The 20,088-nt window shown below is 73.2% G+C and carries 17 protein-coding genes, 1 pseudogene and 1 riboswitch; of the genes and pseudogenes, 13 read left to right on the top strand and 5 right to left on the bottom strand.

The genetic code is table 11. From position 1 onward, the window contains the following. Positions 1-25: 25 nt before the first annotated feature. Positions 26-1,414, top strand: coding sequence for a D-alanyl-D-alanine carboxypeptidase family protein (locus ACFYVJ_RS01420; protein WP_388886129.1), 1,389 nt, complete (start codon positions 26-28; stop codon positions 1,412-1,414). Here the strand turns inward: ACFYVJ_RS01420 and ACFYVJ_RS01415 are convergent. The 3 genes and pseudogenes from ACFYVJ_RS01415 to trpS form a co-directional block, all read right to left on the bottom strand. Continuing rightward, positions 1,331-2,056: pseudogene (locus tag ACFYVJ_RS01415) on the bottom strand (YihY/virulence factor BrkB family protein); the annotation flags it as partial. The gene ACFYVJ_RS01420 and the pseudogene ACFYVJ_RS01415 overlap by 84 nt on opposite strands. Before the next feature lie 292 nt (positions 2,057-2,348). After that, positions 2,349-2,930 (bottom strand): 2'-5' RNA ligase family protein, encoded by a 582-nt coding sequence (locus tag ACFYVJ_RS01410; RefSeq protein WP_388885307.1) that lies wholly within the window; start codon positions 2,928-2,930, stop codon positions 2,349-2,351. Between the two features lie 20 nt (positions 2,931-2,950). Beyond that, complete coding sequence (gene trpS / locus ACFYVJ_RS01405; protein ID WP_388885304.1) at positions 2,951-3,970, bottom strand: tryptophan--tRNA ligase; 1,020 nt, start codon at positions 3,968-3,970, stop codon at positions 2,951-2,953. Between the two features lie 156 nt (positions 3,971-4,126). Between trpS and ACFYVJ_RS01400 the strand changes: the two genes are divergently transcribed. From ACFYVJ_RS01400 to ACFYVJ_RS01390, 3 genes are all read left to right on the top strand, one after another. Beyond that, positions 4,127-4,756 carry an RNA polymerase sigma factor gene (locus ACFYVJ_RS01400; RefSeq protein WP_388886128.1) on the top strand — a complete coding sequence of 210 codons (630 nt, stop codon included), beginning with the start codon at positions 4,127-4,129 and terminating at the stop codon, positions 4,754-4,756. Beyond that, positions 4,746-5,606 (top strand): hypothetical protein, encoded by an 861-nt coding sequence (locus tag ACFYVJ_RS01395; protein ID WP_388885301.1) that lies wholly within the window; start codon positions 4,746-4,748, stop codon positions 5,604-5,606. The genes ACFYVJ_RS01400 and ACFYVJ_RS01395 overlap by 11 nt, the downstream gene beginning before the upstream one ends. A gap of 130 nt (positions 5,607-5,736) precedes the next feature. After that, complete coding sequence (locus tag ACFYVJ_RS01390) at positions 5,737-6,528, top strand: hypothetical protein (protein ID WP_388885299.1); 792 nt, start codon at positions 5,737-5,739, stop codon at positions 6,526-6,528. 114 nt (positions 6,529-6,642) lie between these two features. On the opposite strand, the gene glyA is transcribed toward ACFYVJ_RS01390, so the two are convergent. Then, positions 6,643-7,923 (bottom strand): serine hydroxymethyltransferase, encoded by a 1,281-nt coding sequence (glyA, locus tag ACFYVJ_RS01385; protein ID WP_388885296.1) that lies wholly within the window; start codon positions 7,921-7,923, stop codon positions 6,643-6,645. A gap of 31 nt (positions 7,924-7,954) precedes the next feature. Then, positions 7,955-8,045, bottom strand: a riboswitch (ZMP/ZTP riboswitch). A gap of 126 nt (positions 8,046-8,171) precedes the next feature. Here glyA and rocD point away from each other — a divergent pair. Further along, positions 8,172-9,377, top strand: a complete 1,206-nt coding sequence (rocD, locus tag ACFYVJ_RS01380) for an ornithine--oxo-acid transaminase (RefSeq protein ID WP_388885294.1) — start codon at positions 8,172-8,174, stop codon at positions 9,375-9,377. 57 nt (positions 9,378-9,434) lie between these two features. Here the strand turns inward: rocD and ACFYVJ_RS01375 are convergent, their stop codons facing one another. Next, a complete protein-coding gene (locus ACFYVJ_RS01375) occupies positions 9,435-10,613 on the bottom strand; it encodes a glycosyltransferase (protein WP_388885292.1) in 1,179 nt (392 codons plus the stop codon). Positions 10,614-10,923: 310 nt separating this feature from the next. On the opposite strand from ACFYVJ_RS01375, the gene ACFYVJ_RS01370 reads away from it, so the two are divergent. From ACFYVJ_RS01370 to ACFYVJ_RS01335, 8 genes are all read left to right on the top strand, one after another. Then, positions 10,924-11,904 carry a hypothetical protein gene (locus tag ACFYVJ_RS01370; protein ID WP_388885289.1) on the top strand — a complete coding sequence of 327 codons (981 nt, stop codon included), beginning with the start codon at positions 10,924-10,926 and terminating at the stop codon, positions 11,902-11,904. Between the two features lie 166 nt (positions 11,905-12,070). After that, complete coding sequence (locus ACFYVJ_RS01365; RefSeq protein ID WP_388885286.1) at positions 12,071-12,880, top strand: response regulator transcription factor; 810 nt, start codon at positions 12,071-12,073, stop codon at positions 12,878-12,880. Continuing rightward, positions 12,877-14,337 (top strand): sensor histidine kinase, encoded by a 1,461-nt coding sequence (locus ACFYVJ_RS01360; RefSeq protein ID WP_388885284.1) that lies wholly within the window; start codon positions 12,877-12,879, stop codon positions 14,335-14,337. Before ACFYVJ_RS01365 ends, ACFYVJ_RS01360 begins: the two co-directional genes overlap by 4 nt. 95 nt (positions 14,338-14,432) lie before the next feature. Further along, a complete protein-coding gene (locus ACFYVJ_RS01355; RefSeq protein ID WP_388885281.1) occupies positions 14,433-16,712 on the top strand; it encodes an MMPL family transporter in 2,280 nt (759 codons plus the stop codon). Positions 16,713-16,807: 95 nt separating this feature from the next. Then, positions 16,808-17,077 (top strand): hypothetical protein, encoded by a 270-nt coding sequence (locus ACFYVJ_RS01350; protein WP_388885279.1) that lies wholly within the window; start codon positions 16,808-16,810, stop codon positions 17,075-17,077. Next, entirely contained in the window at positions 17,070-17,684 is a 615-nt protein-coding gene (locus ACFYVJ_RS01345; RefSeq protein ID WP_388885277.1) for a DUF6879 family protein, read from the top strand. Before ACFYVJ_RS01350 ends, ACFYVJ_RS01345 begins: the two co-directional genes overlap by 8 nt. Before the next feature lie 29 nt (positions 17,685-17,713). Further along, on the top strand, positions 17,714-19,456 hold the full coding sequence (locus ACFYVJ_RS01340) for an NB-ARC domain-containing protein (protein WP_388885275.1): 1,743 nt from the start codon (positions 17,714-17,716) through the stop codon (positions 19,454-19,456). Then, entirely contained in the window at positions 19,417-20,085 is a 669-nt protein-coding gene (locus ACFYVJ_RS01335) for a tetratricopeptide repeat protein (RefSeq protein WP_388885272.1), read from the top strand. The genes ACFYVJ_RS01340 and ACFYVJ_RS01335 overlap by 40 nt, the downstream gene beginning before the upstream one ends. The last annotated feature ends 3 nt before the right edge of the window (positions 20,086-20,088 follow it).

The following is a 20,088-nucleotide window of genomic DNA, read 5'->3' as shown; positions in this document are numbered from 1 at the left end:
GGTTCGCGACGTGCCGACATCTCATGTGACTATCCGCGGCGCCGCGCTCGCCGCCGCCGCCACGCTCCTGTCGCTCGGGGGCGTCGCGCCCGCCGCGGCCCAGGACGACAAGCCGCGGCCGCCCGACCAGATGTCGAACATCGGGGGCACCCTCCTCGGCCAGCCCGGTACCCACGTCGATCTCGGCACCGGCGCCCCCGCACTGCCGAAGAAGCTCACCGGCAGGTCCTGGGTCGTCGCCGACGCGGAGAGCGGCGCGGTGCTCGCCGCGCACAACGCGCACTGGAAGCTGCCCCCCGCCAGCACGCTGAAGATGCTCTTCGCGGACACCCTGCTCCCCCTGTTCAACAAGGAGGAGAAGCACAAGGTGGCCGCCGAGGAGCTGGAGGGCATGGGCGCGGGCAGCAGCCTCGTCGGCATAAAAGAGGACCTCACCTACACCGTCCGCGAGCTGTGGCTCGGGGTTTTCCTGCGGTCCGGCAACGACGCCGTGCACGTGCTGTCGGCCATGAACGGCGGCGTCGACGCCACGGTGCAGGCCATGAACGACCGGGCGCGCGAGCTGGGCGCCGAGGACACGAACGTGGTCAGCCCCGACGGGTACGACGCGAAGGGGCAGACCTCCAGCGCGTACGACCTGACGCTCTTCGCCCGCGCCGGCATGCAGAACCCGGACTTCCGCGCGTACGCCGCCACCCCCCGGGCGAAGTTCCCGGGCGGGAAGAAGGGCAAGAAGCGCGAGTACTTCGAGATCCAGAACACCAACCGGCTGCTGACCGGCGACGTCGACGTGGACGTCTACAAGGGCATCGCCGGCATCAAGAACGGCAACACCACCAACGCCGGCGCCACCTTCACCGGCGTCGCCGAGCGCGACGGCCGGGTGCTGCTCGTCACCGTCATGCACCCCGACGAGGACGAGTCGAACGCCGTCTACAAGGAGGCCGGCAAGCTGCTGGACTGGGGCTTCGAGGCGGCGCCCGCCGTGCAGCCGGTCGGCGAGCTGGTCCCGCCGGAGGGCATGCGGAACGAGGACGGCGCCGGCCAGGACACCGGCCAGGAGACCGGCAAGGACGGCGGCGGCACCCAGGGCTCCGCCGGCTCGGGCGACGAGGCGTCCGCGTCCGACGGCGCCAGGCCCACCGCCGCGGACGGCGAGGAGGAGGGCGGCGTCGGCACGGCGCTCGCCATCACGATCGGGTCAGTCGCGCTGCTCGCGATCGTCGCCTACGTCATCCACCGCCGCTGGCCGCTTCCCGACCTCGTCGGGCGTGGCCGTCCAGGCGGCGCAATAGAGCAGGAGGCGGGCCATGAAGTTGATCCAGATGACGAGCGCGACGGGAACGCCGAAGGCGCCGTAGACGCTCCGTCCGGCGACGCCGCTGAAGTAGCCGCTGAGAAGAAGCTTGAGTAGCTCGAAGCCCACCGCCCCGGCGAGCGCCGCCTCCAGCACCCGCCGCCGCGGCGGGTGGACGCCGGGCAGCCGGGTCAGGACGTAGACCAGCAGCAGGAACCCCGCGGTCACGGCCGCGCCGAACGCGGCCACCTCCAGCACCGCGCTGCCCCAGCCGCCCTCCGTGACGCCGATCGCGCCGAGTACGGCGTCGGCGGCGGTCGCCGCCGTGATCGAGACGGTCAGTGAGACGAGCACCGTGCCGCCGAGGCCGAACAGGATGAGGGCGTCCTTGCCCTTGCCGAGGAACAGGTTCTCGGAGATGTCCGCCCGGTCCCACACCGCGCGCAGGGCGTCGCGCAGGGTGCTGATCCAGTTGACGCCCGTGAACATCAGCAGGGCGAGCGAGATCAGCCCCACCGTGCCGGCGTTCTCGAAGATGCTGCTCATGTCGAGCCGGTCGGAGATGCCGGGCACCTGCTTGGTGAGCCAGTTCTCGATGTCCTTGCGCCGGCTGTCGCTGAGGACGGCGGCGGAGATCGCGGCGGCGGTGGTGAGCAGCGGGAAGAGGGCGACGAAGCTGCTGAACGTCACGGCCCCGGCGAGCCGGCTCCAGTGCCGCGCCTGCACGTACTCGAAGGCCCGGTAGGGACGGGTGCGCATGAAGCGGGCGACATACGGGCCGACGAAGGGCAACCTGGTCAGCCACTCCACGCTGCACTCCTGCCGTCGCGTCCCCCGAGCCGCCGCCGGGTGCGCGGCGGCCGTACGATCCGGCGTCTGCCCCGGAAACGCCAGGTTATCTGTGGGGAGGGTGGGGAAAGTGACGCGGCACGCTGGACGGTAAGGGGTGCCGCGGGCGGAGCGACAGGGGCTTTATGTCCCGTACGCGCCTTGTGTGTCGTACGGGACAGTTACGTGCCGTACGGGAAGTTCCGTGCCCCGCGGGCCCGCCTCAGCCCGGCGACGGCGCCGGCTCCGAGCGCGTCTGCGCCGGCACCTCCAGCGCCGAGTCGCCGCCGAAGCGGAACTCCCGCTCCAGCCGCCACACGCCCTCCGCGTCCTGCTCGTACAGCGAGAACCCGGCCACCGACCACGCCGCCTCGAAGTCCGCCAGCTCCGCCGCCGCCCGGTCCATCGCCGCCTCGTCTATGTCGTGGGCGATCGTCACATGCGGGTGGTACGGGAACTGCAGCTCCCTGGCCAGCGGCCCGGAGGCGTCCCGGACCATCTTCTGCAGCCAGGAGCAGGCCGCCGCGCCCTCCACCACCTGCACGAAGACCACCGGCGTCAGCGGCCGGAACGTGTCCGTCCCGCTCAGCCGCATCGGGAAGGGCACCCCGCAGTCGGCGATCTGCGCCAGGTGCCGCTCGATCAGCGGCAGCGTCCCGGCGTCGGCGGCGGTCGGGGGCAGCAGCGTGATGTGCGTGGGAATGCCGTGGGCCGCGGTGTCGCCGAAGCCGATCCGGCGCTGCTGCAGCAGGCTGCCGTACGGCTCCGGGACGGCGATCGATACACCGACCGTCACGGTCCCCACAAGCGTCTCCTTCACGGCCCTCAGTGCTTGGCGGGCAGGAAGCCCACCTTGTCATATGCCTCGGCAAGTGTCTCCGCCGCGACCGCACGCGCCTTCTCCGCGCCCTTGGCCAGCAGCGAGTCCAGGGTCTCCGGGTCGTCCAGATACTCCTGCGTACGGGAACGGAAGGGCGTCACCCACTCGGTCACCACCTCGGCGAGGTCGGTCTTGAGCGCACCGTAGCCCTTGCCCGTGTACTTCTGCTCCAGTTCGGCGACGGCGGCGCCGGTGAGCGTCGAGTAGATGGTGAGGAGGTTGCTGACGCCGGGCTTGGCCTCCGGGTCGTAGCGGATCTCGGTCTCCGTGTCCGTCACCGCGCTCTTGATCTTCTTCGCGGAGGACTTCGGCTCGTCCAGGAGGTTGAGCAGGCCCTTGGGCGAGGAGGCGGACTTGCTCATCTTCACCGTCGGGTCCTGGAGGTCGTAGATCCGGGCCGTCTCCTTGAGGATGTACGGCGCCGGGACGGTGAACGTGCGGCCGAAGCGGGTGTTGAAGCGCTCGGCGAGGTCGCGGGTCAGCTCGATGTGCTGGCGCTGGTCCTCGCCCACCGGGACGGCGTCGGCCTGGTAGAGCAGGATGTCGGCGATCTGCAGGATCGGGTACGTGAAGAGGCCGACGGTCGTGTTGGCCGTGCCCTGCTTGGCGGCCTTGTCCTTGAACTGCGTCATGCGGGACGCCTCGCCGAAGCCGGTGAGGCAGTTCATCACCCAGCCGAGCTGCGCGTGCTCGGGCACCTGGCTCTGCACGAACAGCGTGCAGCGCTCCGGGTCGAGACCGGCGGCCAGGAGCTGCGCGGCGGCCAGGCGCGTGCTGGCGCGCAGCTCCCGGGGGTCCTGGGGGACCGTGATCGCGTGCAGGTCCACCACCATGTAGAACGCGTCGTGCGTCTCCTGCAGCGCCACCCACTGGCGGACGGCGCCGAGGTAGTTGCCGAGGTGGAACGAGCCGGCGGTGGGCTGGATGCCGGAGAGCACGCGGGGGCGATGGGTCGGGGCTGCCATGGGGCTCATTCTCTCAGGTGCGGAACGCGTTTCGGCCCGGCGGTGTAGGGAGGATGCGGGGGCCGCCGGCGGCGGACCGCGGGCGGCCCGTGAGCGGGCCGGTGGGCGGCGGCGGGAGGGGCGGCGATCAGCGGGGACGGCGCGGGTGAGGCGCGGCTGGTGGCGCGCGTGCGGAACGGGGAGACCGAGGCGTACGCGGAACTGGTGCGCGCCCACGCGGAGACCGCGCACCGGCTCGCGCGGCTGCTGGGCGCGGGCGCGGAGGCGGAAGACGTGGTGCAGAACGCCTTCATCAAGGCATACCGGGCGCTCGGCGGCTTCCGGGACGGCGCGGCCTTCCGGCCGTGGCTGCTGCGGATCGTGGCCAATGAGACCAAGAACACAGTGCGCGCCGCGGCCCGGCGGCGGGCGGCGACCGAGCGCGCCGGGGCGCTGGCCGGCGGGGCGGCGGCGGGCGGTGCGGGGGTGGCCGCGGCGGACCTGATGGGGCTGGCGCTGGCGGCGGAGCGGCGGGAGGAGCTGGTGACGGCGCTGCGGGCGCTGCGGGAGCGGCACCGGGAGGTGGTGATCCACCGGTACCTGCTGGATCTGGACGAGGCGGAGACGGCGGCGGCGCTGGGGGTGCCGCGGGGGACGGTGAAGTCCCGGCTGAGCAGGGCGCTGCGGGAGCTGGCGCGGCTGCTGGGGGAGGGCGGCGGTTCGCGGGACGGTGCGGCCGGTGGGGTGCGGGGCCGCGGGGGCGCGGGCGCGGGGGAGCGGGAAGGGGGCGGGGTCGGTGGGGCGTGAGCCGGAAGGGCTGGACGGGCCGGCGGGACTGGAGGCGGAGCTGCGCTCTCTGGGGCGGTCGTCCGCCGCGGGCGGCGCGGGGGCGGTGCACGAGGCCGGGGTGGCTCCGGCGGAGCCGGCCGGTGGGGCCGGGGTGGACGTCGAGGGGGTCGTCGCGGGGGTGATGGGGCGGGTCGCGGGGGAGCCCGTGCCCGTCGCGGGGTGGCGGGTGCGGGCAGGGCGCCGGGTGCGGGGGCGGCGGCGGGTGCTGCTCGCGGGGTTCGCGGCGGTGCTGGCCGGGCTGGTGCTGGCGGCGCCCGTACGGGCGGGGGTGGCGTCGTTGTTCGACTTCGGCGGCGTCGCGGTACGGGTCACGCCGTCCTCGTCGCCGTCCGGCCCCGGCGCCCCTCCCCCCGGTGCCGTCCCGGGCTGCGGCGCGCTGAGCCTCGACGCGGCCGCCCGCCGCGCGGGTTTCCGGCCGCCGGTGCCCCGCGGGCTGGGGCCGCCGGACGCGGCGGGCGTCTCGGCGGACGGACGGATGGTGTCGCTGTGCTGGGCGGCTGGGCGCGGGGCGGGGGGTGGCGGTGCGGTGCGGCTGGACGCGTTCCGGGGGACGCTCGACCCGCTCGTCGGCAAGACGTCGCCGGTGCCGCCGGAGTGGGAGCAGGTCCGCACCGGTACGGCGCTGTGGTTCCCGGAGGCGCACCGCCTGGAGCTGCTCCTGCGCGAGCCGGGCGGGAGCACGTACACGCGTCCCGTCCGCACCGCGGGCCCCACCCTCCTCTGGCAGGGCCAGGACGCGCTGACCCTGCGCCTCGAAGGCATCCCGGCCAAGCGGGAGGCGCTGCGCGTCGCGGAGTCGGCGTCGTGAGGCGGCCGGGGCGGAACCGGAGCGCCGGTCGCGGTGTACGGAGGGCGGGGCCCGGTTCGCACGGGGAGCGGGGCCCGGTTCGTACGCCACCGGCCTCGGCCGGACACCGACCGGACGACGGAGCGACGCCATGCGCAGACCCATCCACCGGCACAGCCGCCGCCTGACCGCTGCCGCCGCCGCGGCCCTCACCGCCCTCGGGCTCGCCCTGGGCCTCGCCCCGCCCGCCGCCGCGGGCGGTCCGACGAGCGTCCTGCTCGTCAACGGCGGCAGCGGCGAAGCCGCCGCCCTGTACGCCACCCACCCCGACTACGCCGCGCTCGACAAAGCCATCGGCGGCACCGGCGAACGGGTCGGCCCGGTGCTCACAGAAGCCGATCTCGGCGGCGCGGACGCGCGGCAGATCACGGTGACGTGGCTCCAGCACGACGTCCACGTGTGGCGCGTCGACACCGTCTACCCGGACGCCCGCGGCGGCGCGGTGGTCGGCAGGGGCACCGGCGGGGACGCGGCGACCGAGCAGACCTGGCGGCGGGTGGAGCACCCGGGGCGGCTCGGTTCGCTGCTCGGCCGGCTGGGGGTCGCACAGCGGCCGGAAGCACAGAGCGGGTGGTACCTGCCGCCGCAGTTCGGCACCGACGCCGCCGTACCGGAGGCCGGGGGCCGGCCGGAGCCGGCCGCGGACGAGGGGGCGGCCCGGGAGGAAGGGCAGGCGGCCGCGGATACGGACCGGGCGGCCCGCCGCGAGGCGACCGCCGCCGGCCCGGACACGGGTCCCGGCACCAACTGGTGGTGGACCCTGCCCGGCCTGGCCGCCGGTGCCCTCCTGGCCACCGCCGCACCCCGCCTCCACCGCCGCCGCCGGACGGCGGCGGCCGAACGGGCCGGCTCCCGCGGCGTACTCCTGGACCTCGACGGCTGAGGCCCGCCGGAGCCCGCGCCGCCGGGGGCGCGAGCCATCCGGCTCACGCTCCCGGCCCGCGCACGGCACCGGACGACGGCCGGCCGCAACGGACCGGCCGCCGGCGTCCCGTGCTCAGCCCACCGGCAGCCCCGGCGCCGGATAGGCCGCCATCAGCTCCGCCACCTCGCCCCTGATCCCCTTCAGCGCCACATCCCCTTCCGTGCCGCCCGTCCGGGCCGCCGCGACCCCCCGGTCGATCCACTCCGCCACCTGCGCCATCTCCGCCGTCCCCAGCCCCCGGGACGTCAGCGACGGCGTGCCGAGCCGGATGCCCGACGGGTCGAACGGCTTGCGCGGGTCGTACGGGACGGTGTTGTAGTTGACCACCAGCCCCGCCCGGTCCAGGGCCTTCGCCGCCACCTTCCCCGGGACCTCCTTGCCGGTGAGGTCGATGAGGATCAGGTGGTTGTCGGTGCCGCCCGAGACCAGCGAGAAGCCGCGCTCCGCGAGCCGCGCGGCGAGCGCCTGCGCGTTGGCGACCACGGCCGCCGCGTACTCCCGGAACGACGGCTGCGCCGCCTCGTGCAGCGCCACCGCGATAGCCGCCGTGGTGTGGTTGTGCGGCCCGCCCTGGAGGCCGGGGAAGACGGCGCGGTCGATCGCCCGCGCGTGTTCCGCGCGGGTCAGGATCATCGCCCCGCGCGGCCCGCGCAGCGTCTTGTGCGTGGTCGTCGTGACGACGTCCGCGTACGGTACGGGCGAGGGGTGCGCGCCGCCGGCGATCAGCCCGGCGATGTGCGCCACGTCGGCGACGAGCACGGCGCCGACCTCGCGGGCGATCTCGCCGAAGGCGGCGAAGTCGATGGTCCGCGGGATGGCGGTGCCGCCGCACAGGATGATCTTCGGGCGCTCGGCGCGCGCCAGGTCCCGTACCTCGTCGAAGTCGATGCGCCCGTCCCCGCGCCCCACCGTGTACTGCACGCCGCGGAACCACTTGCCGGTCGCCGACACGCTCCACCCGTGGGTGAGGTGCCCGCCGTGCGGCAGGGCCATGCCCATCACGGTGTCGCCGGGCTCTGCGAAGGCGAGGTAGGCGGCGAGGTTCGCGGGGGAGCCGGAGTACGGCTGCACGTTGGCGTGCTCGGTGCCGAAGAGGGCGTTGGCCCGGTCCGCGGCGAGGGTCTCGATGGGGTCGATGTTCTGCTGGCCCTCGTAGTAGCGCTTGCCGGGGTAGCCCTCGCTGTACTTGTTGGTCAGCACGGTGCCGGTGGCTTCGAGCACGGCGGCCGAGACGTAGTTCTCGCTGGGGATGAGCCGCAGCGTGTCGGTCTGGAGCTGCTCCTCGGCGGCGACGAGGGCGGCCAGCTCCGGGTCGGTCCTGGCGAGGGCGGGGTGCGCGGGGGAAGGGGCCATGACGTACCTCCGGGTCGAGTCTGCGTCGGACCCGGGGCACCCAGGCGGGCGGCACCACTCGGCTGCTGCGCCGCGCGGCTCCCCCGTGGTCCGTTCCACGTTCGCCAGTCGCCGCACGTGGTGCCACCCTAGCGGGCACGCCCGCCGGTGATGGATCCTTCGTCCATCAACCGAGCGAAGATAGAAACAGGGGCACCACCCCTGCCCCGCCCGCACCGCCCTTCACGGCGCAACGGAACGGAGATCCCGTGACGCGAACCGACGCAGCCATCGCCGCGGCCGACGCCCACAGCGCGCACAACTACCACCCCCTGCCCGTGGTCGTCGCCACCGCCGAAGGCGCGTGGATGACCGACGTCGAGGGCAACCGCTACCTGGACATGCTCGCCGGCTACTCGGCCCTCAACTTCGGCCACGGCAACCCCCGCCTCCTCGACGCCGCCCGCGCCCAGTTGGACCGGGTGACGCTGACCTCGCGCGCGTTCCACCACGACCGCTTCGCGGAGTTCTGCACGCAGCTCGCCGAGCTGTGCGGCAAGGACATGGTGCTGCCCATGAACACCGGCGCGGAGGCCGTCGAGACCGCGGTGAAGACCGCCCGGAAGTGGGGCTACCGCGTCAAGGGCGTGCCCGAGGGGCGCGCGAAGATCGTCGTGGCGGAGAACAACTTCCACGGCCGTACGACCACCATCGTCAGCTTCTCCACCGACCCCGAGGCCCGTGCCGACTACGGCCCGTACACGCCGGGCTTCGCCATCGTCCCGTACGGCGACCTGGCCGCGCTCGACGCGGCCGTCGACGAGGACACGGTCGCGGTGCTGCTGGAGCCGATCCAGGGCGAGGCGGGCGTGCTGGTGCCGCCGCCGGGCTATCTGGCGGGCGTACGGGAGCTGACCGCGGCCCGGAACGTGCTGTTCATGGCCGACGAGATCCAGTCGGGCCTGGGCCGCACGGGCCGTACGTTCGCGTGCGAGCACGAGGGCGTGGTGCCGGACGTCTACATCCTCGGCAAGGCCCTGGGCGGCGGCGTGGTCCCCGTCTCCGCGGTCGTCGCGAGCCGCGAGGTCCTGGGCGTCTTCCACCCCGGCGAGCACGGCTCCACCTTCGGCGGCAACCCGCTGGCGTGCGCCGTGGGCCTGGAGGTCGTCGCGATGCTCCGCACCGGCGAGTACCAGCAGCGGGCGACGGAGCTCGGCGACCACCTGCACCGCGAACTGGGCCTGCTGACGGGCACGGGCGCGGTCCGGGAGGTGCGCGGCCGGGGCCTGTGGGCGGGCGTCGACATCGACCCGGCGCACGGCACGGGTCGGGAGCTCTCGGAGAAGCTGATGGCACGCGGCGTCCTGGTCAAGGACACCCACGGCTCCACGATCCGCATCGCCCCGCCCCTGGTCATCACCAAGGAAGACCTCGACTGGGGCCTCACGCAGCTCCGCGAGACCCTCACCGCCTGACCAGCAGCGCCGCCGCACCGACGCGGGGCACGGAGCAGGTGCCCGTGCCCCGCGTCGCTACTTCCTGCGCGCTCTGGCCGCCTTCTTCTTCCGGGAACCCGCCTTGCCGGCACCCGCCCGGACGGCCTGTGCCCGCCGGGGCCCGGAGGCGGGCTGCGGGATGACGGCGAGCTCGCGGGCCGCGAACTCCCGGGTGATCTCGGACTGGGAGCGGACCGTCTCGGGCAGTCCCGGCGTGTTCAGGAGCCTTTCGCACGCCTGGAGCGACGCGGGGAAATCGCGTACGAAGTACGCGGTGAGCGCGTACTCGAAGAGCAGGCCCCACTGGTACACCCAGGACTTCGTGAAGAGCAGGTCCGCCGGCGCCTGCCGGCCGACGACGGCACGGAGAATGGCGTACGCGGTCTGATAGCGGCCCTGGCCGCGCAGCCGGGACACCATTTCGTAGCAGGCTTCCAGCCGCTGGGGGCGCGAGTCCCAGGCGCGGGAGAAGGAATCCAGTGCCCCCGGCCAGTCGTTGCCTTTGTCGGCCTTGAGAAGGCCGGCCTCCAGGTGCGAGCAGTAGACCTCTTCCGCCCAGCCGCCCATGGCGGCGCGGCGTTCGTACAGCTCGATCGCCGCTGCGGCGTGGCCCAGATCGCGTTCGGTGTTGGCCAGATAGAAGACCGTCCGCGGGTTGGCGGGATCGCGTTCCAGTTCCTGCCGCAGCAGGCGCGCGTCGCGCTCGAACTTGTCGGTGCGGCAGCCGCCGTCGGCGTGGTCCTCGATGACGAGGGCGTCGAGGTTCTCCTGGACGTCCTTCTCGTCGGTGCAGGGGTATTCGTGGGTGACGCCCTCGTAGCGCCACGCCACGTCACCGCGCATGAGGTGCTTGAAGCGGTGCTGGGTGCCGGGTGTGTCGTAGCTCAGCATGTACGAGGTCGCGGTCAGATACGGCAGCGGTGCGTCCTGGCGCATGACGTGGTCGGCGTCGAGGGTGAGCAGGTAGTCGGCTTTCCCGCGGGCTCGGCGGATGTTCTCCGTGCGGTTGTGCCCGAAGTCGGTCCAGGGCTCCTCGTGGAGTTCTCCGGGGATGCCGTCGAGCGCGGAGCGGATCAGTTCCTGCGTACCGTCGGTGGAACCGGTATCGGAGATCACCCATGTGGTGATCAGGGGGCGCACGGACGCGAGGCACCGTTCGATCACACGCGATTCGTTCTTGACGATCATGCACAGGCAGATGCTCTGCTTCGTCACGCTTCACCGGTCCTGGATGATGGCGGGGCCCTTTGATGCGGGGAGCGCAACCACTGTGACACGTGGTCGATCCGGGACCCGGTATCCACGCAAAGGCATGGCCCGCATATCACGCCTTACTTGTCACACGAATACCCCGTTCGCTTTTGCCGCTTCGGCCGATTCGCTGATGTCCAAAGCGCGTCTCGCCAAGGCACGCGTCTTGGCGAGGGGCAGCCGTTCACACTCTGCGCAAGAGATTCCTCCTCGTACATTGACGCAAACAGAGAGGCAGTGCGAAATGAGTCCTAGAGGCGCAGGGCGCCCGCTTTTGGGGCCGCTGGCACGGGACAGCTTCAAGCGGGCGGGCATGATGGCCTCGCTCGCGCTGGTCCTGACCGCCGGGGTGGCCAGCCCGGCCGTAGCGGCTGCGGAGAGCATGGTTCCGCACGAGAGCGTGGCTCGCGGCGGTGGCGGCGGTGACAAGTGCAAGGACGGTCACGGCCACGACCACCACAAGGGCACGCACGGCGAGAAGGGCAAGGGCAAGGGCAAGGACCACTGCCGCGGCGCGACGGGCCCCACCGGCCCCACGGGTCCGCCCGGAACGACCGGGGCCACCGGTCCGCAGGGCCCGCCCGGAGCCAACGGCGAGACCGGTCCGCAGGGCCCGCCCGGAGCGACCGGGGCCACCGGCCCGCAGGGTCCGCCCGGGACCGGGGCGACCGGGGCCACCGGTCCGACCGGTCCGCAGGGTCCGCCCGGAGCGACCGGCTCCACCGGCCCCCAGGGTCCGCCCGGAGCGACCGGCTCCACCGGACCGCAGGGCCCGCCCGGAGCCACCGGTGCGACCGGGCCCACCGGTCCCTGCGCTGACATCGACAGCGTCGCCCCCTCCCGCTCCGAGCAGTTCAGCGCGGTGATCTCCGGTGGTGTCACGTCCGTGGGCCGCCAGGACCTCACGCCCACCGTCGGCGACTTCGTGTGGAACGACCTGAGCGACAACACCGACTACCCGGCCAATGCCTGCAGCGTCGGTATCACCACCCAGGGCAACGACCTGTGGGTTCAGGTCCTGACCACCGACGGCCAGGTCTGGCAGACCCACTGCGACGTACCGGGCACGACGCTCACCTGCGACGAGGCGTGGATCCAGCAGACGACCCCGCCGTCGCTCATGAGCGCTCCGGCCGCCACCGACGGCGCGGTGGCGGGTGCCGCCCCGAACTCCGACACCTACACGGTGCCGAACAACTGGGCCGGGCTGTCCGCCGGCTGGGAGTCCAAGGGCAGGGCCAAGCTGATCGGCTAGCCGAACCTGAGCGGTACGCGGCAGCCGTGCCCGGCCTGACGGCCGGGCACGGCTGCCGCCGTTGCCCCTACGGCCGTTGCGGGAACGGCAACGCGGGGGAACTCACAGGGAACTCGCAACATCCCTCCCCGCGGCGCGCCCGCCCGCCGCCCCGATACTGGGGGCCATGAGCGGTGCGGCGGAGCGTAGTGCGGCGGGGCAGTCCGTCCTCGTGGTCGAGGACGATCCCGGGATCGCCGATATCCTGCAGATCACCCTGCGCTTCCACGGCTTCGCCGTGCGCGCCGCGGCCACCGCCGGGCGCGCGCTCCAACTCGCCCGCAGCCACGCCCCCGACCTCGTCCTCCTCGACGTCATGCTCCCCGACGGCAGCGGCTGGCAGGTCTGCCGCGAGCTGCGGGCGTACGGGGACGAGCCCGCCGTGATCTTCCTGACCGCCCGGGACGCGCCCGCCGACGTGCTCGGCGGGCTGGCGCTCGGCGGGGACGACTACATCACCAAGCCGTTCAACGTCGACGAGGTCGTCGCCCGGGTGCGCGCCGTGCTCCGCAGGACCCGGAGGCGGGCGCCCGCGGGCGGGGTGCTGCGGCACGGGGACGTGGAGCTGGACGAGGCGACGTTCACCGTACGGCGCGGGGGCGCGCCCGTGGAGCTGACGCCGACCGAGTACAACCTGCTGCGGCACCTCATGCGCAACGCCGGCCGCATCCTCACCAAGGAGCAGTTGCTGCGCAACGTCTGGCAGTTCGACACCGCGGTGGAGTCCACGGTCGTCGAGACGTACATCAGCTACCTGCGCCGCAAGCTCGACCCCCTCGGCCCGCCGCTCATCGAGACCCGCCGCGGCGTCGGCTACGGCCTGCGCCCCGTAGGCCCGGACGGACCTGTAGGCCCGGACGGACCCGGGGGGTCGGACGGACCCGGGGGATCGGCGGGAGCCAGGGATTCCGCGGCGTCTGCCGGGCCGCCGCCGTGAAGCGGTTCCCCCGTTCGCTCAGCAACCGGCTCTCCGTCACCAACGTCGTCATCCTCGCCGTCGGTCTCCTCGCCGCCGCCTGCGCCAGCCTCTTCGGTACGTACACCATCCTCGTCGGCGAGGTCGACGCCACCGTGCGCCAGGACCGCGACACCCTCGTCTCGGGACCGCTCAGCGCCACCGCCCTGAAGCAGGTGTGCCGGTTCGCCGGCGCCTTCGGCGCGCACGACGACAAGGGCTTCGGCTCCGCCGCCAAGGAGGAGCCCTTCGTCCTCCTCGACGCCCGCGGCGAACTCCAGCCCACCTGCCCGCTCATCGGCGGCGACAACCCGCGGCTCTCCCGCGCGATAGCCGCCTCCGTCGGCGACCCCGGCGCCCTCGCCGACTCCGGCGGCCTCACCAGCATCGAGGCCGGCGGCCACCACTACCGCGCCGCCGTCGCCCGCCTCGACGACGGTTCGTACGCGATCAGCACCACCCGCTACGACTCCGTGCGCAACGCCGTACGCAAACTCTTCGTCATGGAAGCCGTCTTCGGCGCCCTGCTCCTGCTGCTCCTCGCCGTCGTCTCCTCGCACGCCGCCCGCCGCCGGCTGCGTCCCCTGGAGGACATGGTCGAGACCGCGTCCGCGATATCCGAGGGCGACCTGTCGCGCCGCGTCGACACCTCGCCGCCCGGCGGCAGCGAGGTCGAGCAGTTGCGCGACGCGCTCAACGCGATGCTCCAGCAGGTCGAGGGCGCCATGGCCAGCAGGGAGGAAGCCGCCGCGCGGCAGCGCCAGTTCCTCGCCGACGCCTCGCACGAGCTGCGCACCCCGCTGGCGACCGTACTCGGCTACCTCCAGCTCTACGACAAGGGCATCCTCGACGACGACGAGGCCGAACGCGCCCTCACCCGCGTCGGCGCCGAGGCCGAGCGCATGAGCCGCCTCGTCGACGAACTCCTCGCCCTCGCCCGCCTCGACCAGCACCCCGCCCGCGACCGCGCCCCCGTCGACCTCGCCGCCCTCGTCCGCGACGCCGCCGCCGACCTCCGCGCGCAGCAGCCGCACCGCCCCGTGACGGCCGACGCCGGGGCACCCGCGGTCGTCGTCGGCGACGAGGCCCAGTTGCGCCAGGTCCTCGGCAACCTCCTCGCCAACGTACGCACCCACACCCCGGAAGACGCCGCCTGCACCCTCTCCGCCGCCACCGGCGACGGCGCCGCCGTGCTGCGCATCGCCGACACCGGGCCCGGCATGCGCCCGGAGGACGCGGCGCGCATCTTCGACCGGTTCTTCCGCGCCGACCCGGGACGCGCGCGGGTCGCGGGCGGCAGCGGCCTGGGCATGTCGATCGTGCGGGCGGTGGTCGAGGCGCACGACGGCGAGGTCGCGCTCGACACCGCACCAGGCGCGGGCATGGCCGTCACCATCCGGCTGCCGCTGCCCGGCGCGCGGGTTGAGAGTTCGGTGTGAAGCGCCTGCGGGATCCCTGAGGGCGCTGGGTACGACCGGCCGCCACGGTGACGCTGAAGCTCCCCACTCCGTGTCACCGAGCCGAGGAGCCCGCCGTGGCCGCACTGGCCCGATTCTGTTTCCGCCACCGCTTCGTCGTCCTGCTGCTGTGGGTGTGCGCGCTGCTCGGCACCGCCGTCGCCGCACAGGCCGCGGGCAGCCGCTGGGCCAACGACTTCGAACTGCCCGGCACCGAGTCCGCCGAGGCGGTCGACCTGCTGCGCGCATCCTTCCCGCAGACCTCCGGGGACACCGACAGCGTCGTCTGGCGGGCACCGGAGGGCGCCTCGGTACGCGACCCGCGGATCCGCGCCCGGATGACGGAGGCGCTGGCCGGCATCGCCGACGTGCCGCAGGTCGGCCGGGTCGTCGGCCCGTACGAGGCGGCGGGCGGCGGGCAGATCAGCGAGGACGGGCGGATCGCGTACGCGCAGGTGACGTTCACCGAGCAGGCGATGAACCTGGAGAAGGAGAACGTCGAGGAGGTCGTCGACACCGCGCGGGCCGCGGCCGGCGACGTCGACGGACTCCAGGTCGAGCTGGGCGGCGAGGCGATCCAGGCGATCGAGGGCGCGCCCGGCGGGCTCGCGGAGGTGACGGGCATCGTCGCGGCGGCGGTCATCCTGTCGATCGCGTTCGGCTCGCTGTTCGCGATGCTGCTGCCGATCGTCTGCGCCGTCTTCGGCATCGGTACGGGCCTGATGACCGTCACGCTGCTCAGCCACACGACGGACTTCGCAGAAGCCACCACCCTTCTCGGCAGCCTCATCGGCCTCGGCGTCTCCATCGACTACGCGCTCTTCATCGTCACCCGGCACCGTACGGGGCTGCACCGCGGCCTGCCGGTGGAGGACTCCGCGGTACGGGCCATGAACACCGCCGGGCGCGCGGTGCTGTTCGCCGGCGGGACGGTGTGCGTGGCGCTGCTCGGCATGATCGCGCTGGGCATCGGCTTCCTGAACGGGGTGGCGATCGCGGCGTCGCTGACGGTGCTGCTGGGCGTCGCGGCGTCGGTGACCCTGCTCCCGGCGCTGCTGGGCATCCTGCAGACGCGGGTACTCAGCCGCCGCCAGCGCCGCAGGCTCGCGGAACACGGCCCGGAGCGCGGCCCGGAACAGGGCCCGGAGCGCACGCCGGAGCCGGGGGACGCGTCGGCGGGGGAGCCCGGGGAAGCCGCCGGCCGGGCCGCCCGGTGGGCGCTGCTGGTGCAGCGCAGGCCGAAGCTGCTGGCGTCCGTCGCGCTCGTCGTCATCGCGATCGTCTCCCTCCCGCTGCTCTCCCTCCGCCTCGGCACCACCGACCAGGGCAACCACCAGGAGTCGAAGACCACGCGCAAGGCGTACGACCTCCTCGCGGACGGCTTCGGACCCGGCTTCAACGGCCCGCTCCAACTGGTCGCGGAGACCCCGGAGAAGGCCGACACCCCCGCCCTCAGCCGACTGATCACCCGGGTATCCCGAACCGAGGGCGTGGCGGAGGTGGGCACCCCCGCCCCGGCCCCGGACGGAAGGATCACGGTCGTTCAGGTCGTCCCGGACAGCGCCCCCCAGGACGAGGCGACGGACCAGCTCATCGACCGGCTGCGGGACGACGTCATCCCGGCGGCCGAGGAGGGCACGTCGCTGGACGTCCACGTCGGCGGGGTCACGGCGATCAACAAGGACTTCGCCTCCGTCATCACCGGCAAGCTGCCCCTCTTCGTCGGCATCATCGTCGCGCTGGGCTTCGTCCTGCTGCTGGTCGCGTTCCGCTCGGTGGTGGTGCCGCTGACGGCGGCGGTGATGAACCTGCTCGCCGCGGCGGCGGCGTTCGGCGCCCTGGTCGCGATCTTCCAATGGGGCTGGGGCAGCGACCTCTTCGGCCTCGGCCGCGAGGTGCCCATCACGGCGTTCCTCCCGGTCATCATGCTGGCCATGCTCTTCGGCCTGTCGATGGACTACCAGGTCTTCCTGGTCAGCCGCATGCACGAGGAGTGGGTCCACCACGGCGACAACGCCCGCGCGGTCCGCGTCGGCCTGGCGGAGTCCAGCCGGGTCATCAACGCGGCGGCGCTCATCATGATCTGCGTCTTCAGCGCGTTCGTCCTGAGCGGCGACCTGGAGGGCGTGATGGCGGGCATCGGCCTGGCCGGCGCGGTGGCCCTGGACGCCTTCGTGATCCGCACGATGCTGGTCCCCGCCCTGATGCACCTGATAGGCCCCGCCAACTGGTGGCTCCCCACGTGGCTCGACCGCCACCTCCCCCACCTGGCAGTAGAACCCCGCGAACCCCCCACCGCACCGCACGCCGCCCCGCACCCACAGGAGCTGGCGAAGACGACGGGGCGGTCGTCGTAGAGGTCGGTGACGACGACCCGATGACTACGGAGAGTAGTCAAATGGGCTCAATCGGTGGTACGCTCCCGGCGGTTGTTTCACGCATGGAGGGGACCATGGACGCGAAGTGGGAAGCCGACCCGGCGGCGGCGTTCGCGCGGCGCTTAGGCAAGTCGTCGCATGAGCTCGGGCAGACCTCCGGTGACGCCAGTTGCCCGGATGTATGGGAGCTGGACAACGGGGATGTCGCGGTCATCGGCAGCGATCTGACGGCCGACTATCAGGGGCGGTTACCTGAAGGAGTCAGCGTCGACCCCGGCGAGCGTCTGGTGGTCATCCCGCGGGCGACGGTCATCGCGGCGAAGACGGATATCCCGGATGAGTAGCTTGCTCAACGGCGTGACGGGCGAGCGCATGTCTCTCGCCCCGTACTATGCCGACTTCGAGACGCACTACTGGCGCAGCGCCGACCTGGGGTTCTGGAAGCTGGAGCGGCAGCAGACCTTCCAGGAGCCGGGCTACGACAGTTGGGAGGCGTTCGCCCGCGGTGACTGGGAGGAATCCCTGCGCCTGCTCGAGGCGGGCCGGGAAAAACTGACGCGGTATCACCAGAAGGGGAAGCGGCACGGCTTCAGCTCCCGGCGGATCCGGGTGGTGGAGGAGCCGCTGAGCCCGTACATGCAGTGGGAGTTACACGCCCTGCGGGTCCGTACCGAAACCGGTGGGCGGATTCACGTGATCGATGCGGACAAGGTCGTCCAGTACGAGTCCGACGGCCCGCTCCCCGAGATCTACACCCTCGGTGAACACGTGATGTACGAGGCCGTGTACGACGAACAGGGCGTGCTGGAAGCCGCCCGGAAGTATGTCGATCGCGACCTCATCCTGCGCTGCCAGAGCTTCATCCAGGAGCTCTACCAGGCCGGGGAGCCCCTGCTCGACTGGTTCGACGGACACGTTGCGCACCTGCCGCCTCCACCCGCCCAGACGTAGCGATGGGCGGTGACGGTACGCCGGGCCACGTGAACCGGGTCGGGGGCGAGACCGTCGCCCACGCCGTCGTCCAGGCCCGGGACATCAGCGGCGGGCTGCACCTGCATCAGCACGGTCAGGCGACGCCGGCCATCGTCCCGCATCAACTGCGCGGCGGCGCCGGGCACTTCACCAACCGGTCCCGGGAGCTGGCCCGGCTGGATTCCCTCCTCGCGGAGGACGCTGCCCGGTCGCGTACGTCGCGCGTGGCGGCGCTCACAGGTACCGGCGGGGTCGGCAAGACCTCGCTCGCCCTGCACTGGGCGCATGCCGCGCAGGAGCACTTCCCGGGCGGCGAGCTGTACGCCAACCTGTGCGGCTATGCCGCCGAGGCCCCGGCGGCCCCGGAGGAGGTGCTCGGTCACTTCCTCGAGGACCTGGGCGTCCCCGCCGCGCAGGTGCCGGCGGTGCGCGAGCGGCGCGAGACCCTGTTCCGCTCGCTGGTGGCGGGACGCCGCATGCTCATCCTCCTCGACAATGCCGCCCACAGCGCCCAGGTGCGGCCCCTGCTGCCGGGCACCGCCGCATCGCTCGTGCTCGTCACGAGCCGGGACGACCTCACCGGCCTGGTGACCCACGGTGATGCCGTACGTATACGGGTGCCGACGTTCCCGGCCGACGACGCCGTCACCCTGCTGCGCGCCACCACCGCCGACGAACGGACCGGCGACCCGGGCGCCGACCTCTCAGAACTGGCCGGGATGTGCGGCGGACTTCCGCTGGCGCTCCGTATCGCCGCGGAACGCGCGGCGGGCCGGCCCGCGATCCCGTTACGTGAGCTGATCGACGAGTTACGCGACGAATCGGCGCGGTGGACCGTGCTCACCGCCGACCCCGGGGAAGGGAACGAGGAGGGAACGGACGCCATGCGCAGCGTGTTCGAGTGGTCCTATCGGGCGCTGCCCCCGTCCGCTGCCCGGCTGTTCCGGCTGCTCGGCCTGCACCCGGGCAACGAGTTCGGGCTTCCCGCCGCGGCCGCCCTGGCCGGCCTGGAACCCGCGCGCGTACAACCGGTGCTGGAGACCCTGACGCGCGCCCACCTGCTGCAGCGACGTCCGGGCGGACGCTACGAGTTCCACGACCTGGTGCGCGCCTATGCCGCCGAACGCGTGCGCCGGGAGGAGAACGAGGACGACCGGACCGCGGTCCTCTCGCGCTGCCTCGCCTGGTACCTGCACGCCGAGGACGCGGCGCAGCGGGCCATCGCGCCCTACGACCGCTGGCCCCTCGACGACCACGTCCCCGCCCCGGATCACACGCCCGCCTTCGACGGCTACGAGTCCGCCTTCCGCTGGTACGGGATGGAGTCCGCCAACCTGGTCACCGCCACCCGCTCCGCCGCCGACGCCGGTGCCTTCGGGATCGCCTGGCGGCTGGCGGTGGTGCTGCGGGCGATCTACATGCACCAGAACGCCTTCGACGCGTGGAGTACCACCGCCCGGATCGCTGTCGAGGCCGCGCGCGCGTCGGGCGAGGAGGCCGGCGAGGCGCAGGCGCTGGAGAACCTGGGCAAGGCCGAGTTCCAGAGACTGCGGCTGGCGGAGGCCGAGGAGTGCCACCGCGGCGCGCTGGCCATCCGGCGCCGGCTCGGGGACGCCCACGGCATGGCGGTGTCCACCAACGCCCTCGGTCTCCTCGGCTCCGGCGCCGCCGCCTGGACGAAGCCGAACTCCGCTTCGCCGAAGCCGCGGAGATGTTCCGTGCGCTCGGCGAACGCCGCTGGACGGCCCTGATGCGTACCAACCTCGCGGAGGCGCTGTGCGACGCCGGCCGCGCGGGCGAGGCGTGCGAGGTCGTGGAGCAGGTGCTCGCGGACTTCCGGGATCTCGACGACCGCTTCGGGGTGGGCAACGCGCTGTGGCTGCTCAGCCGGGCTCGGCGGGAATCCGGTGACCCCGGGTCCGCCGCGCGGGCGATCGCCGAAGCGCTGTCCCTGGCCGCGGCGGAGGACAACCAGCTCTGGCAGGGGCACTGGCTGGCCGAGTCGGCCCGGGTGGAACTCGCGCTCGACCGGGCGGCGGAAGCCCTGCGACTGGCCCGCGAGTCTGCGGCCGTGCAGCAACGGCTAGGCGACACCGGCCGCGAGGCCGCCGCACTGGACATCGCCGGCGAGGCGTGCGGTGCGCTCGGCCGGCTGGACGAGGCGGCCGGCCTCCATCGCGAGGCCATCGAGCACTTTCGCGAGGCCGACGCCCACTGGCAGCTTGCGCATGCGCTGGTGAACCTCGCGGAGGCGCTGGGCCGGATGGGGGCGCCGGCTCGTACGGTCTGGGAGGAGGCGGCGGGCGAGCTGGGCCGGTTCGACGACCCGGAGGCGAGAGCGCTGGCGGAGCGGGTGGCCGGGCGGCTCGAAGCCTCCTGAGCA

It is taken from the genome of Streptomyces sp. NPDC004134 (assembly GCF_042874195.1).
Taxonomy (GTDB): Bacteria; Actinomycetota; Actinomycetes; order Streptomycetales; family Streptomycetaceae; genus Streptomyces.
Note: the sequence above shows the minus strand (reverse complement) of the source record. Positions and strands in the feature narration are given on the sequence as shown.